Genomic DNA, 15,460 nt, shown 5'->3' on the forward strand with positions numbered 1-15,460 from the left:
TGAATAAGCAAAGGGATACTTGCCTTATTCAAACTTAGTCCCTCTATTTTCAGTAATCTTTTTTTTATAAATTTATCATAGCCTCTCACATCTTGCCATATGATCCTTTTGTTATTCCTTCGTCATATTTTATACAAATTTACGATAAGTTTATTGGCATCACACTCTTTAAAGGATAGAAATTCACAATAAACTGAGCTACTATTATGATATAAGCAATAATACAAATACTTCTTTTATAGGAGCGAAGCCCTTATGAAGCTAGCCATTATTTTAGTCATAATTATTGGTTTATTATCATTAGTTGGCACTATTTTATTAGGTGGAAAAGGTGATCAAAATTACGATGAAGCAACAAAGGGGAATATCTCCAGGCTTTCATGGATTTATATTATTTTAGGAATACTTGTGGTCATTGCATTTGCGCTTTACCTTTTCTAACTTCTCGTTAGTGTTTGGATGTCTAAAATCCTTTTTAGGCATCCATTTTATTTTACTTATTTATTATCACATTTGTTAAAGAAGATTAGGTAACTTTTTCCGATCAATCATCTAGGAAGACTAAAGAGTGAGTGTAAGATCAATCATTTAAATTAGCAAATTATATAATTAACGTCTTAACAACAAACTTCAACATCGTTTAAATAAAAAGGAAATCATATACAATTGTCGAATTGATTACATGAAAAGGGTACATGTCAGGTGTCACCCACTATATAAAGAGATACGGGAGGTTTTGTTCATGAGTAAGAGAGTACTGATTGTTACTGGAGATGCTGTTGAGGCGCTTGAAATTTTTTATCCATATTACCGATGTCTGGAAGAAGGATTTGATGTAACGATAGCTTCGCCTTCTGTAAAAAAACTGCAAACGGTCAGTCATGATTTTATTGAAGGTATGGAGACATATGTTGAAAAACCTGCTTATGGCATCGATTCGCAGCTATCGTTTGCAGATGTGAATCCATCAGACTATGACGGGTTAATTATTCCTGGTGGCCGCGCACCTGAATATATCCGCTTAGACGAATCCTTGCCGAATATTGTCCGTCACTTCTTTGAAGAAAATAAGCCTGTTGGTGCAATTTGTCATGCCGCACAAGTGCTAACGGTCGTACCAGATCTAATGAAGGGCCGGGAGTATACAGCATATATTGCTTGTAAACCCGATGTAATAGCATGTGGCGGTACCTATATTGAAGAAACTTTACACATTCATAAGAACCTTGTTTCCGGTCATGCGTGGCCTGATCTGCCAGGGTTTATGCGGGAATTTATTAAATTACTGAAATAATGTCAGATACCACATAGCATAATATGAATTGACGTTAACAAGCGACCTTATTACTTTTTTTCAAAATAATAAGGTCGCTGACTTATTTTCCTTTTCGACTGCGTTCATTAAGCTAATTTCCCCACTGTAACCTAACAAACCTTGCACTTGACCTATATTCGAAAACGCTCACAAATTGTTCAAAAAAATTCATTAAAAACGCTTACAAAAAAATAGATTTTGTTTTATAATATAATAAAATTTAGTCAATCATACACCTAAGGAGAATACAACGATGAAACAGTTTGTTTTTTTAATAGATACAGGTAATGAAACAAAAGAACATAAAATCAATGCTGCCGGTATGACAGATGCAGTGAAGCGAATTAAAGATATGAAGAAGGATTTTATGAAAGGTGACAATTCACATCTTAAGATAAAATTTAAAGGCGTCATATATGAAAACGCTTACTGATTTCTTTTTACTTTCCAGAAATTTTGTTTTTCTTTCTAAAGTTTTTATTTCAACATACCTTCTAAAACATTGATCCGAATATCGGACATTAATGAGTCCCTTATTCGGTTTTTTCTATTTTTGCAAGAATTAATAGAAAGAGAGTGGTAGAATCAGATGGAAAATCGGGCAGGAACATTTTTAGGGAAAAATCTCGCAAATGTACAATTGGATGTTTCCATTGCAGCTTATACAAAGGTCCCTAAATCTTGGCGTGATGAAAATTATACAACTGATTTTAATAAGCTTTATTACATCATGGAAGGTGAAGGTTTCGTCAAAGTAAATCATGAGACGTTTTATCCTAAAGCTGGTGAGCTTTATTTACTGCCTTCGGGCTCTGTTCAATCATATGGAACAATAAGCGACAATACGTTCGGAAAATATTGGTGCCATTTCACTGCGAAAATCGGTGATTTTCATTTATTTCAACTAATGAAGACACCCGTTTTTATCAAGCCGGAAGAATTTGAACTAGAAGAAAAATTCCAGCAACTTATTTCGTACATGCATAGTGATCGCCTTTCTAGCACCTTCCGTGTTCATTCCATCCTGCTCGAAATCATTGCCGTATTCCTTGAGAAAAGCCAGACGATTCATTTTAAAATGAATGCATCCCCTTCATTTGATAAAATGGATGTCATTTTAACCTATATTGAAGAGCATTTGGATGGAAATTTATCTGTGGAATCTCTTGCACAAATGGCTAACTTCCATCCAAATTATTTTATTTCCGTTTTTAAGAATTTTACTGGTTCTTCGCCGATTCAATACATAAACCGCAGAAAAATTGAAAAAGCAAAGGAGTTACTTATCGTTAGTGAACGAAATGTCTCATCAATTTCCGATTCAGTAGGGATGGAGCTTTCCTATTTTTCAAGAGTATTTAAAGAACTTACAGGACTTTCTCCAACTTCATTTCGTGAATTATCAGCAAAATCACGGATCAATCCGAAGTAGATTTACGGATAAAACGTATTTGCCGGTGTCGTAGTCGGGCACCATCTTGAATTAAATAAAAACGTAATCAACGCTTTGTTTGCTTGCTCTGTCCCAATATAACGAAGAGCTTCTGCTGCATGAGCACGTACATACCGGTTTTCATCCTGCAAAGCGATTTCCAATTGAGGAACTGCCAGGTCTGCTGATGCACCAATTCTTGATAACGAAAGACCTGCCATAAAGCGAACCTGTGCATCCTCATCTTGTAAACAACGGATTAATCCGCCGACAGCATCCTTAGCCGGACTGCCGATCATTCCAAGTGCTTCTGCAATTGATCTGCGAACGATCACCGAAGCATTTTCTAGTAATCGGTTAAGAGCAGGAACGGCTTCAGCAGCCTGATGTCTCTTTTCACTAAGAGCAAAAATCGCGCGCACTACTGTTGAGGTTCTGCTATGATCCAATGCTTGGATTAAACCTGGAATTGCTTCTTTTCCTGCAATCGATAACCCATAAGCAGCGAGCCGCGACACATTGCTATTATCATGCTGCAAAGCTGATAACAGGCTTTGGACACCAGCTTTCCCACAACATGCAAGCTCATAAGCAGCATTCAATGCAACTGGTTCGAATTCATCCTCTAACGAACTTAGCTTATTTTCGATCAAATCGGACGAACATGTTGCAGTTGATGCCATGCTGCCAATTTTCCCTGATAACCAATTCCAAGTTTCTTCCCACATTACGTCATGCTGGGCAAATAATGCGCTAGTGGATTCAGGAAGCTTCCACGCGCTTTCAACATTGTTCCAGCTTGGCTTTGTTGGTGCTTTTGTGCGCATAAACTCAAACTTAAGCATAAATCGCGGGTTTCCAAGTGTGTTTGGTGTGGCACGATGCCAAATATCATAGTGTATTAAAGCAAATGTACCTGCTTCTCCACATGCTAATACCTCTTGATCCAATTCATCAGACTCAAAGACGCGGGAGTCGTAATTTTGGGTACCAGGCAGGATACCGGTAGGACCCAATTCCGCTGGTGTATCCTGTGGAAAATACATAATCATTGCCCACCACGGATGATGGTTCCGCATGCGGTTATAGCCCCAATAACTGTCCTTATGCCAACCTCCTGGCACTGATGAGGCATTATAATGACCATGTCGATGGGCATGCAGCATATAATCAGGCCCGAGAACACTTGTCAGTGCTCCCGTAATAACCGGATGTTCAAATACTCTTTGCAGCTCTGTTACTCTTGGTAATAAGTTATTTCCTGGATTCCCCTCTTCCTCATACACTTTCAATAACTGTTCATTTAATCTTTCATGGAATTCATTAGAAAAATCGGTTTTTAAAACGAGAAAACCATCTGTTATAAATCTTCTCATTTGCTCATCTGTTAATAAAAGCGGATTGTTTTCACCAGCCATCCCTTTATTGCCTCCTTTAACATTCATTGAAGCTTCACGATTATTATAAAAGAAGCAAAATTGGAAAAACATAGAGAAAATTCATTTACATTTGTACAAAACTAAGGTGTTTTTTGCCTAAATGTTCTCCATAAAAAAATCAGGTATTTAAACCATAAGAGTCATTTTCTCTTTGATTTAGTACCTGATTGTTTAAAAGGTATAGAGAATTAAAGATTACTAACTAACACTTTTTTCAACATGCTCCAACCAGTTGATTTCATCTTCTGTCAACACAATTTTTGAGCCTTCAAAACATGATTGTAATTCCTCCTCATTTTGTGCACCAATAAGAGCACAAGTAGGAAACGGTTGATTCAATACATATGCCAGCGCGATTTGAATCGTAGTAACTCCCTTCTCTTTCGCTAATTGTTCTGCGCGGCGAAGGCGTTCCCAGTTGTCATCACTATAAAATACACGAACAAGATCTTCATTGCTTCGATCTTCTGGTGTAAAGCGGCCGGTAAAGAAGCCTCTTGCTTGGGAAGACCAGGATAGAATCGGCAGCTGGTGTTCTTTATGCCATGCACAATCAGAGGCATCAGCTGAAACACAGCCCGCCCAGAAAGGTTCTTTTGCTTTCGCTAAACTTAGATTAGGACTGCTGAAGGTGAAGCCAACAAGTCCATTTTCTGCTGCGTATTCATTTGCCTCCTGCAAGCGTTGCACTGTCCAATTGGATCCGCCAATTGCTTTGATACGCCCTGCTTTAATATGTTCATTTAAAGCATCGATAATGATACTGACTGGTACATTAGGATCATCACGATGTAATGCATATAAATCAATATAATCTGTTCCAAGGCGCTCTAAGCTCTCAAATAGATCTTTAGAAATGGCCTCCGGATTAACACGTGGACCATTTTGATCATGATGTGCTCCTTTTGTAAGAATGACAACATCTTCACGATTATTACGATCCTTCATCCATTGGCCAATTGCCACTTCACTTTCGCCGCCACAGTAGATATAAGCGGTATCAATGGTATTGCCGCCTATTGCAAAATAACGATCTAATACACTGCATACTCTTTCATAAACACTTGGTCTAAAATAGTCGGACCCTTGAATAAGAGTCGTTACCGGTTTATCTAATCCTGGAATCTTAATTGTTTTCATTACTCATTCCTCCTAGATTATTAGATTTCAACACGACGGCGTTCTTTTGCCGATGTTAAACATGCATCAAGAACCTTCATATTCGAAATGGCATCTGTTGCTGGAAAAGGAAGAGGCTCACCAGTCAAAATGCTTTTCCCTAATGCATCTGCTTGTAAGGAATATTGATTCAAACGAGGAACTTCAACCTCTCTCTTTCCGTCTTTTGATATAACATAAAAGTTGTCTGATTGATCTTGATTAACAACAAATGCTGAAGGAACCTCGATACGGCCTTCTGTACCAAGAATTTCAAGCGTATTTCTAAAGGCTGCCCACATCCCGCAATCAAATGTAAGAGCGACGCCATTGTCGAACTCAAGGATGCCGGATGCCATCATATCTACATGATCATGTTCTTCAGAAAAAAAGGCGTGGACAGTGGCAGCTTGAGGTTCCTGGCCAAGCAGCATCCGTGCTGCACTAATTGGATAAACCCCTACATCATACAGCGAGCCACCGCCCCATTCTTGTTTATAGCGAACATTTCCTTTAGCTTTTGCATTGTTAAAGGTAAAGGTTCCGTGGATGCCGCGGAGCTCTCCAATTTCTCCTGATTGGATTACTTCTTGAATCATCATATAACGAGGGTGATAACGGTACATAAATGCTTCTGCAAAAACAACGCCCGCTTTTTCACATGCTGCAACCATTTCGTCAGCTTCACTAGCATTGATCGCTAATGGTTTTTCACATAATACATGTTTTCCTGCTTCAGCTGCACGAATTGTCCATTCTTTATGTAAGTGGTTTGGCAGCGGAATGTAAACGCCATCAATATTTGGATCAGCAAGTAACTCTTCATAACTTCCATAGGCTGTTGGTATCTTCAATTCTTCTGCAGTTTGTTGTGCTTTTTCTAGTCCGCGACTAGCAATCGCAGAAACTTCTCCTGTTTCAGACTGTTGAATTCCAGGGATAACGGCCCGCTTAGCAATACTTGCTGAACCCATGATCCCCCAACGAATCTTTTTCATTCCGTTCCTCTCCTTTTTAGTCTTAGTTAATACTATATTGTCATTATATAAGACTAAGATTAAAATAAAAATAAAATCTTATTGCTCTATATATGAAACAATTTTGCTATGAAAGAGTGATCGCTTTGCATAGACAATATTTACTGCCTACATTAAATGACCATGAATATATGATTCTTCCTGAATCAATCGGCTGGTACTATGATGCACCTGAGCATGATGTCGATCGTAAGGTAGGTACATTGAATAATTTTAGTATCCATTTTGTTCTATCAGGAACGGGGTTTGTGGAAGCCGATGGAAAGCAATATGTATTAAAACGGGGGGACGCTTTTTTGTACTTTCCAATGCAAGAACAGCGATACTATAGCAGCAAGAATGATCCATGGAATATTCGCTGGGTTCATTTTTATGGGAGTATCCTTAATCAGTTTTTATCGGAGAAAGGTTTTCATCGTTATTCACTTTGGAATGTGAAGCATATAAAACCGGTAGAAGATGCCCACGAGAAACTACTTTTAGAAGCAGAGAAAAATAGTTTTCTCCATCTGTCTCGCTTGTCCACTCTTACCTATACGTTTTTGATGGAATTCATTACAAACGTGGTGCCAAGAACTTCTGATCGAAGACAAGAGCTCGATGATCGGATTCAGCCTCTGCTTCCATTAATGCAAAGAAAGGCTTGCGAGCCATTTGAATTAGATTATTGGGCAGAGCAAGCAGGTGTGAGTACTTATTATTTCTGCCGTTTATTTAAACGGGCTACGCAAATGACACCGATGGCTTTTATTACGTTATGCCGGCTTCAGATGAGTAAGCAATGGCTGCTAGATCACAAAGATATGACAATTAAGGATATTGCTTATAAGGCGGGGTATCCGAGTATTAGTTATTTTAATAAACGGTTTCTTGAACAAGAAGGGATGACACCGACTGAATATCGAAAGCTTTTTTCATCATAAGACATTGGAGTAGGATGTATGTCTAGAAAGTATAGCAACTCCCTAATCGCGAGGAGCAATGCTGTTGCTCAGGAATAGAAGATGTTCTCTATCATCAAGTCCTGAGCAACTAGATGCTGGCCGAACATACTCGGGTAAGATATAGCAGCTAAGAATTAATACTTTATCTACTTTTTTTGAAAATGTTCATCTCTTATCCCTTAAAATCATTTTCGAGTCAAAATGAACAATAGCACGATTTTCTATTATTCTCCGTTCAATGTTTTGAACGGTTTTGATCAATTGTGGATCTGCACGCTTCAAATCCAATTTTTTATAAAAGAAGCTATATAAAGTTAAATCCCTTAATTTTAAAAATAGCGGGATTGTTTCATAATCAAGAAGTGTTAGTTGATTTTCTGTCTCATACCCTTTTAGAAAAGCCCTCATAAAGCTCGCAGCAAATTCTTTAAGGTCTTTTTCACCTTCACGTTCTAAACTCCAGATCAAATAATACAAAGGTATCGCCAAATCACTAGCAAACCAATGATATGAACAATCATCAAAATCAAAAACATAGATCTTTCCTTCATAATAATGAAAATTTCCGTGATGAATATCAGAATGGATCAAACCAAAATTATCCTGATGAACAGGAAGGGCTTGCAATTGCTTTAGGATGAATTCCTGTTGGCGAACAACCTGTTCCGGAGCATCGATATGATACTGTTTTACATGTAATAATTCTTCTTCATACCAATCAAGCCTTTTATATTCAGAGTTTGGCTTGTAGCTTTTTGTTTTCTGATGCAGCTTTCCTATTGTTTTTCCCCATGCAAAAAATAACTCTTCGTTTACTTGTTCATCTTTTATTTTTATCTGAACACCTGGAGCTTTTTCAAACAAACAACAATAAAAGTTTGTCCCATCAAGCCCCTTTACAATTTCAACTAAATTATTTTCACGTAGCAATCACTCTAGGAATCTTTATTCCATTGTATTGTAAGTATTCGATCCACTTTAACTCAGCAAGTACCTGTTCTTTTGGTCGATGTGATTGATGTGTCATTCTTAAAATATAAGGTGTCTCATCCCGATAAACCTCAAATACATAATTCTCTGCTTCACCTAGTTTTTTAAAACGATTAGAATTGATTCCAAAAAAATTTCCGGCTATTTCTATCATTTTATTCGAAAATATTTTTTCAACCGCTGCTTCCATTTTCTTGCCTCCAATTATTTACGATAAAATTGTTCAATTTTTATGCAAAGGAAGATATTTACTAGAAATCATACAGATGTTAAAGTACGATTATACTATCAAATTTTTCCGGAGTTTATGAAAGATTCTATCTAAACGAAATAAAATCCTCCTTTTCCATGTTTTGGTAAAAATTAGAAAGTTATTAACGAGGGAGAGTTCCATAAAGGTGAAATTATTAACAGTTGAAAATTTAGTTAAAACGTTTTCATTAAAAGTATTAGCTGGAGAAGATAAACTCCAACAACCAATTACACAATCACGGTCACATCGTCCGGGTTTGGAATTCGTCGGTCACTTTGACTTTTTTCCAACTGAACGGGTTCAAATTCTTGGCAGAAAAGAAATTACCTATTTACATAAGTTAAGCATTGAAGAACGTCAGCTGCGAATAGGAAATATCGTCAAATACCACCCACCATGTTTTATCGTGACTGCCGGGCAAGAAGGGCTAACGTATTTAACTCAATACTGTAAAGAAGAGAGAATTCCTTTGTTATGCACAAATGAGCCTCAAACGACTTCTGAGTTTATTTCAAGGCTTGATGCTTATATGGTCAAAACACTTGCCCCAGAAATCGCCATTCACGGAGTATGTGTCAATGTATATGGAATTGGCATCTTACTTCGAGGAAAATCTGGCGTAGGGAAAAGCGAAACGGCACACACTTTGATAGGAAGAGGTCACAGGCTGATTGCAGATGATATTGTCGTGTTGAAAAAGCTCAGTCCAAGAACCATACTCGGTACCCATGATGGGAAAACAAAAGAATTTCTTGCACTGCGCAGTATTGGTTTGTTGAATGTGGTCCGTTTATATGGAAGAAAAGCTTTTCAGGATGAAACAAGGATCGCACTCGATATAGAACTGACAAAATGGCAAAAAAATTCGCTTAATAATGAATTAGAACACGAACCAAAATTCACAGAATATATGGGGGTGCAAATTCCTCATATTGAAATTCAACTCCAGCCAGGACGTGATGTAGCGGGATTAATTGAAGCGGCTGCAAATAATTGGCTTCTAAAACAGCAGGGATACAGTGCTGCAGAGGAGTTTATGAGACGGCTTGAATCTGATTCAAGCTGATCTCATTTTTCCTCTTTTATATTGATAATTAGGAGAATTAACTTTTTTTCATGATATTATTTTGTTAATTCTACAATTTTTGCACCTACACAATCGACAAGAAGCTCAGGTTCAATTTCGATTTGCATCCCTATCTTTCCTGCACTTACAATCAGTTTATCTACCTGGCTTGCACTGCTATCAATAAATGTCGGATAGTTTTTTTTCATGCCGATAGGCGAACAACCGCCGCGAATATATCCCGTCCATTTTTGTAGTTCCTTTACTGGAAGCATTTCAAGCTTTTTTTCACCTGCGGCTTTGGCAGCTTTTTTTAAATCAAGCTCCTCAGCTACAGGAATAACAAAGATGTAGAGGTTTTTTTCTCTATGAGCCACTAAGGTTTTAAAAACCGTTTCCATTGCTCTATTTATTTTTTCTGCGACAGCCGTTCCATGTATTAACCCATCTTGTGCATCATAGGTTAAAATATCGTATTTTATTTTTTTCCCATCTAGAATTCTCATTGCATTCGTTTTACTGCTCATTTTGTTCACTTTTTCCTTTCCTTTTACGGCTCAAATCCTCGCTGACTTACATATAATTGATCTTCTGGGAATACACGCGCTAGCCTATCATATACTTTTTTATATGCAATAGGACCATACCATTCTTCTAAGGCTAGTGTCTCATAAATCGCTTGAATTCCAAGCCTTTTTGTGCGCTTTCCGCCGCTGCCATCTCCCATAAAATAATCATCAATACAGACTCGATTAACAACAGACTTTAACGTTTCAGGAAAAGCTTCACTACTTGGCAGAACTGGGGCAATGGCTGCTTGTGTCGGTATCTTTGCCCCTCTTAATAACTCTAATGTTTTTAATCTAGCAGCAATTGGAGGAGCATCAGGAGTAAACTTCCTTCGGATCGTTTCGGAATCGGTTTCAATAGTCATACTTACCCGGACTTTCTCCTTTAAGGCTTGAAGCAAATCGATATCCCTGCGGACAAGCGGACTTCTTGTCTGCACTAGCAAGAAATCCGGCTGATCCTCTGCCATAACTTCCAGTAAAGAACGTGTTACTTTTTCCTTATGTTCGATTGGCTGATAGGGATCTGTGCTTGATGACATAAAAATTGTAACCTTTCCTTTTTCTTTCGCTCTTTGCAGCTCCTTCTTTAGTATACGGGCAGCACCCTTTTTGACGTCAACCCACTTTCCCCATTCACCTTCTCTAAATAGCGATACAGGCATTTGCCGCACATAGCAATACGAACAAGCAAACGAGCAGCCTGTATACGGATTTAATGAATGAGTATAACCAGCAAGAAAGCCCGTCCCTTTATTAAGAAGCGTTTTCGGATTTTTATAGAAAAGTTCATGTTTCATCGTTGGTTTTCAAGCTCCAGAAGCATTGTCTTCATTTCCAATCCGCCGCGATAACCTGTAAGCTTGCCATTTTTCCCAACAACTCGATGGCAGGGAATAGTGATTAACACTGGATTCGCTCCAATTGCAGCTCCCACTGCACGAACAGCAGCTGGTTTATTAATTGCCTGTGCAATCTCTGAATAGACTCTGGTTTCTCCAAATGGAATCTCACTAAGGGCATTCCACACAGCCATTTGAAAATCTGTTCCATGATAATCAAAAGAATTTGTAAAGCTCGTTCGTTCCCCTTCAAAATACTCAATGAGCTCCTTTGCATAAGGCTTAAGCTTCTCCTGATCTTCTATCACAAGGCTTCCTGGGAATCGTTTATCTGTCCATGCAATTAATTCGTCCTTCGGCATATTTTGTGAGCCTACGTAGCACAATCCTTTCTCTGTTGCCGCAAGATAGATGTTCCAATGTTTATGATTGAGCAATGACCAATAAATAGTAGGCTTCGTGTCGATTTTCACGTTTCATTGCCTCCTTTTAATCTCTCAAGAAAATTGCGTAGTGATTGTCCGGTCAATTATGCGTTGGCCTTCAAATATCACCCTCCCCTTAGATTATATCCTCTTTTAAGGGATAATGCTCTTATCTTTGAACTTATAACAGGTTACAAGGTACCAGAGATGACGGCTTTATATGGAAATCGTATTAAAATCGTACTGGTTGACAAAGCTAGTGCTAAAATTAAAGAGTAAAGAGGATTTAGGATTGCACCTCTCGACTCCTAAAAAGGATCTTACCTTATCGCGGCAAGATCTGCTTTTTCATTATCATATTATTTTTCATTATGTTAATTAATCTTTTCCATATTATTTAATACGATTCCAAAATAATCACGTAACGCTTCTGCATATTCTTTTTTCGTATTCGGGGTGAATGTACGAACATCATCTTCTGTAAAAATGCGAAATTCATTTCCAGCTATCGTATTCCTTCCCTCATTTGTTCGAATTGCTGCCATTGCAGCTTGGGTAAAGATCGATTCAGGAGCATTCTCACACCAATATGAGGTTGTGATAAAATCAATTGCCAGCTGAGGTTCTTCAGAAATAGAATAGAGCCAATTCCATTTTCCCTGCCTTTGCTCACAAAGAATCCAACCATATGTGGAATCCCGCTTTAGTTTATAAAACTCGCTGCCTTGTCCCTGCACCAAATTCTCTATCATTTTAATTGGCCTTCTCGGAGCAACACCACCTACACCAACGTCACATAGATACCTCTCCCCTTCTGCCTCAACAAGTAATACATGATGTCTCCGCATTGGCGGAGGATTTGGTTCATCACGCCAAAATCTGGCAAAGCAATCAATGACTTGGTAGCCTAGCTCTTTTAATAACCAACCAAACAAAGCATTTAATTCAAAGCAATATCCACCCCGTCTGCGAATAACAATTTTGTCATATAAATCTTGAATTTCTAATGATAATGGTATTTTTTCCAATATATCAAAATTCTCATACGGTACGGTATGAACATGGCATTCCTGCAAACTTTCAAGTACTGCTGAGCTGGGATCTACTGAACCATCATAACCAATTCTATTCAGGTACCCGTGAATTTCTGTCTTTATTTCAGCTTGATTATGCTTCACTTATATCAGTCCCTCTTATAAATTATGATTCTTTTTAAAAAAGGGTTGTTATTCATCTTAGATGAAAAGCATATCTAATTGATTTAACCATTCAATCAGCGAAATCTTTTCAAATATATCGGCCAATTGATAAAGTTTCTTCTATTATTTTTCTTCTACAAATGTATTGGTTAATGTACCTAATTTTTCAATTTCAACTGTGACTTCGTCTCCAGGCTGTATATATACTTGCTTTTCAACAGGGTAACCTAAAACAACGCCTTCTGGGGTACCTGTTAAGATCACATCCCCTGGTGTAAGTGTCATATGCTGTGATATGTAACTAACAATTTCATCTACGTAAAAGATCATATCGGACGTATTTGAATCTTGGCGGACTTCACCATTTACATACGTTTTTAATTGAAGGTTGTTAGGATCCCCCACTTCATCCGCTGTTACGAGATATGGCCCCATCGGACTGAAATCATCACAGGTCTTGCCAAGCAGCCATTGAGGTGTTCTTAATTGTAAGTCACGTGCTGATAGGTCATTGACTGTGCAATAGCCGAATATATAATCCAATGCTTCATCTTTGCTTACATATTTTGCTTTTTTTCCAATAACGACACCCAACTCTACTTCGTAATCTAATTGTTCGGTTACTTTTGGAACAGCAATTTCTCTTTTATGGCCAGTTAATGTATTATTAAATTTATTAAATAAAATCGGCACTTCCGGATATGGAGCATTTGTTTCATCCGCATGCTTGCGATAGTTTAATCCGACACAAATGATTTTATTCGGTTGTGTGACACATGGTCCCCATTGAATTTCTTCTTCATTTTTTAGATATGCAGCATCATTCGATACTGAAAGAGTAGAAATATAATCTTCTAATTGAGAAACAGCTTCCTGACCGCCTGCAATAATTTCCATCACATTTGGTTGAATTTGATCATTTGGTTTTTCACTTAAGGCTGCTTCAACGTCGATGATTCCTTTCTGAATTTTTACACCTAATGCTACCTTACCTTCTTTTATTAACGTTACGAGTTTCATAGAAATTTCCTCCTCATTTTATTACGATAATCTGTGTGTCTTTTAAATCAGGCAATTGGAAGTCACCAATTGCTTCTAATCTGTCCTCTGACCTCAAGAGCCGAAACAACTTTTGAAAACCTTTCTTGTATTCGGGCAAAAACATTTTCAAAAAATAACACTATTTATTTATGCATCCTTGCCAAATACAACACCGCCATCAATATAAAGCGGAGAGCCCATCATAAACCTTGATTCTTCTGATGCTAGGAAAAGAGCTGCATAAGCCACATCCTCAGGTCTGCCTAAATCACCGCTTAATTGACGGGTCTTAATCTTTTCGATTGCTTCTTCCGGATTTTCATAAGATTGCTTTAAATAATTTTCTACAAAAGGAGTTAAGATGGTTCCTGGTAAGATCGCGTTTACACGAATATTGTAAGCAGCATAGTCAACCTGCATTGATTTCGTTAAGGCTAATATCGCACCTTTTGTGGTTGAATAGGATGCACGGTCAGCTAGTCCCATTTCGGCAATGCATGAAGACATATTAATAATGGAACCTTTCTTTTGTTCTATCATATGCGGGAGTACAAATTTGCTTGGCAGCATGACGCCATTGATGTTTACATTGATTGTTTTGTTCCACGCATCTAAATCTACTTCATGAAGCTTGCCGACTCCACTAATCCCAGCATTATTAAACAATACATCAATACGTCCATATTTGGTTAGTACTTCGTCGACCATTACTTTAACAGAGCTTGCATCTGTAACATCGGCTTGAATGAAATAGGCATCGCCATTTGCTTCTTGGATTTCGGTTACCGTTTCTTTGCCGCTCTCAGCATTTAAATCATTAACAATAACAGATGCTCCTTCTTTTGCAAAAAGTAAAGCTGTACATTTACCAATACCTGATCCGGCACCTGTAATCAGGATCACTTTATCTTTCAATCTCATATTCTTTTATCCCCTCCTTCGTAGGTTAATGCTCCAAATGATCATCTGGCTGTGCCGCTTTAACTGTTAAGCCGCCGTCAACCATTAATAAATGGCCATTAATTTGTTCCGCTTCATCTGAAGCTAAAAACACGACTGCATCTCCGATTTGCTTTGCTGTTCCCAACCGTTTCATCGGGTTTGCTTCAATTTCTTGGCGGCGGATTTCCGGGTCAGCAAGAAAATCGGTACACATATCTGTATCAATCGTGCTTGGTCCCACTGCATTTACATTGATGTTATATTTCCCTAGCTCGATCGCCATCCCCTTTGTTAGCATATGACCGGCTGCTTTCGATGCTTGATAATGCGGTATGACTGGACTTGTTACCATTAGGCTGGCAGTTGATAATATGTTAATGATTTTCCCATTGCGCTTAGGAATCATCCGTTTGGCAGCTAATTGAGATGTAAGGAATATCCCTTTTACATTTGTATTGAATGTACGGTCCCAAGTTTCTTCTGTTACTTGCATAAACGGCTCAAAAGGGGCAATTCCAGCGTTATTAACCAGGATTTCAATTTCGCCAAGCTGCTCCTCTACAGCAATGATCATAGCTTCCACATCCTGCTTCTTGCCAACATCGGCTTTTATCACCATGGCTTTCCTGCCAAGCTCTTCTACCTTTTTCTGAACTGCTATTGCCTGTTCTCTTAGACTATCAGTGTAATAATTGATAGCTACATCTGCTCCTTCTTCAGCCAATCTCATGACGATCGCCTCTCCGATGCCACGGTTACCTCCTGTAACTAAAGAAATCTTATTTAGTAAGCGCTTCAATTTTATTCC

18 protein-coding genes are annotated in these 15,460 nt (G+C 38.1%); 6 read left to right on the forward strand and 12 right to left on the reverse strand.

What is annotated here, in order from left to right; all coding sequences use genetic code 11:
* Positions 1–255: 255 nt before the first annotated feature.
* The 4 genes from Q1B07_RS05205 (at position 256) to Q1B07_RS05220 (ending at position 2,747) form a co-directional block, all read left to right on the forward strand.
* Positions 256–441: a hypothetical protein gene (locus Q1B07_RS05205; protein ID WP_299089648.1), complete on the forward strand. Its 186-nt coding sequence runs from the start codon at positions 256–258 to the stop codon at positions 439–441.
* Between the two features lie 301 nt (positions 442–742).
* Positions 743–1,294 carry a DJ-1/PfpI family protein gene (locus Q1B07_RS05210; protein ID WP_299089646.1) on the forward strand — a complete coding sequence of 184 codons (552 nt, stop codon included), beginning with the start codon at positions 743–745 and terminating at the stop codon, positions 1,292–1,294.
* Positions 1,295–1,568: 274 nt separating this feature from the next.
* Positions 1,569–1,748, forward strand: a complete 180-nt coding sequence (locus Q1B07_RS05215) for a hypothetical protein (RefSeq protein ID WP_299089643.1) — start codon at positions 1,569–1,571, stop codon at positions 1,746–1,748.
* A 156-nt stretch (positions 1,749–1,904) separates the two neighbouring features.
* Complete coding sequence (locus tag Q1B07_RS05220; protein ID WP_299089641.1) at positions 1,905–2,747, forward strand: AraC family transcriptional regulator; 843 nt, start codon at positions 1,905–1,907, stop codon at positions 2,745–2,747.
* Positions 2,748–2,749: 2 nt separating this feature from the next.
* On the opposite strand, the gene Q1B07_RS05225 is transcribed toward Q1B07_RS05220, so the two are convergent.
* The 3 genes from Q1B07_RS05225 to Q1B07_RS05235 form a co-directional block, all read right to left on the reverse strand.
* Entirely contained in the window at positions 2,750–4,165 is a 1,416-nt protein-coding gene (locus Q1B07_RS05225) for a HEAT repeat domain-containing protein (protein ID WP_299089639.1), read from the reverse strand.
* 219 nt (positions 4,166–4,384) lie between these two features.
* A complete protein-coding gene (locus Q1B07_RS05230) occupies positions 4,385–5,326 on the reverse strand; it encodes an aldo/keto reductase (protein ID WP_299089637.1) in 942 nt (313 codons plus the stop codon).
* Positions 5,327–5,346: 20 nt separating this feature from the next.
* On the reverse strand, positions 5,347–6,342 hold the full coding sequence (locus tag Q1B07_RS05235; protein ID WP_299089636.1) for a Gfo/Idh/MocA family oxidoreductase: 996 nt from the start codon (positions 6,340–6,342) through the stop codon (positions 5,347–5,349).
* 125 nt (positions 6,343–6,467) lie between these two features.
* Between Q1B07_RS05235 and Q1B07_RS05240 the strand changes: the two genes are divergently transcribed.
* Positions 6,468–7,304 carry a helix-turn-helix domain-containing protein gene (locus Q1B07_RS05240; RefSeq protein ID WP_299089635.1) on the forward strand — a complete coding sequence of 279 codons (837 nt, stop codon included), beginning with the start codon at positions 6,468–6,470 and terminating at the stop codon, positions 7,302–7,304.
* Positions 7,305–7,490: 186 nt separating this feature from the next.
* Here the strand turns inward: Q1B07_RS05240 and Q1B07_RS05245 are convergent, their stop codons facing one another.
* Positions 7,491–8,255, reverse strand: a complete 765-nt coding sequence (locus Q1B07_RS05245; RefSeq protein ID WP_299089633.1) for a phosphotransferase — start codon at positions 8,253–8,255, stop codon at positions 7,491–7,493.
* Positions 8,245–8,505 (reverse strand): phosphotransferase, encoded by a 261-nt coding sequence (locus tag Q1B07_RS05250; protein WP_299089632.1) that lies wholly within the window; start codon positions 8,503–8,505, stop codon positions 8,245–8,247. The genes Q1B07_RS05245 and Q1B07_RS05250 overlap by 11 nt, the downstream gene beginning before the upstream one ends.
* 208 nt (positions 8,506–8,713) lie before the next feature.
* Here Q1B07_RS05250 and hprK point away from each other — a divergent pair, with 208 nt between their 5' ends.
* Entirely contained in the window at positions 8,714–9,634 is a 921-nt protein-coding gene (gene hprK, locus Q1B07_RS05255) for an HPr(Ser) kinase/phosphatase (RefSeq protein WP_299089631.1), read from the forward strand.
* Between the two features lie 56 nt (positions 9,635–9,690).
* Here hprK and ybaK read toward each other — a convergent pair whose 3' ends face one another.
* The 7 genes from ybaK to Q1B07_RS05290 all read right to left on the reverse strand — a co-directional run bounded on the left by ybaK (position 9,691) and on the right by Q1B07_RS05290 (position 15,451).
* A complete protein-coding gene (gene ybaK, locus Q1B07_RS05260; RefSeq protein WP_299089630.1) occupies positions 9,691–10,161 on the reverse strand; it encodes a Cys-tRNA(Pro) deacylase in 471 nt (156 codons plus the stop codon).
* Between the two features lie 23 nt (positions 10,162–10,184).
* On the reverse strand, positions 10,185–11,003 hold the full coding sequence (locus Q1B07_RS05265; protein WP_299089629.1) for a radical SAM protein: 819 nt from the start codon (positions 11,001–11,003) through the stop codon (positions 10,185–10,187).
* Positions 11,000–11,512: a methylated-DNA--[protein]-cysteine S-methyltransferase gene (locus Q1B07_RS05270; protein ID WP_299089709.1), complete on the reverse strand. Its 513-nt coding sequence runs from the start codon at positions 11,510–11,512 to the stop codon at positions 11,000–11,002. The genes Q1B07_RS05265 and Q1B07_RS05270 overlap by 4 nt, the downstream gene beginning before the upstream one ends.
* A 332-nt stretch (positions 11,513–11,844) precedes the next feature.
* Positions 11,845–12,648: an arylamine N-acetyltransferase gene (locus Q1B07_RS05275; protein ID WP_299089627.1), complete on the reverse strand. Its 804-nt coding sequence runs from the start codon at positions 12,646–12,648 to the stop codon at positions 11,845–11,847.
* A 144-nt stretch (positions 12,649–12,792) separates the two neighbouring features.
* Positions 12,793–13,689: a fumarylacetoacetate hydrolase family protein gene (locus Q1B07_RS05280; RefSeq protein WP_299089626.1), complete on the reverse strand. Its 897-nt coding sequence runs from the start codon at positions 13,687–13,689 to the stop codon at positions 12,793–12,795.
* Positions 13,690–13,857: 168 nt separating this feature from the next.
* The gene (locus Q1B07_RS05285) at positions 13,858–14,631 is read right to left on the reverse strand and encodes a glucose 1-dehydrogenase (RefSeq protein ID WP_299089625.1); all 774 of its coding nucleotides are present in this window, start codon (positions 14,629–14,631) and stop codon (positions 13,858–13,860) included.
* 25 nt (positions 14,632–14,656) lie between these two features.
* Entirely contained in the window at positions 14,657–15,451 is a 795-nt protein-coding gene (locus Q1B07_RS05290; RefSeq protein WP_299089623.1) for a 3-oxoacyl-ACP reductase family protein, read from the reverse strand.
* Positions 15,452–15,460 lie beyond the last annotated feature (9 nt).

It is taken from the genome of uncultured Metabacillus sp. (assembly GCF_947503125.1).
In the GTDB taxonomy this organism is placed as follows: domain Bacteria; phylum Bacillota; class Bacilli; order Bacillales; family Bacillaceae; genus Metabacillus.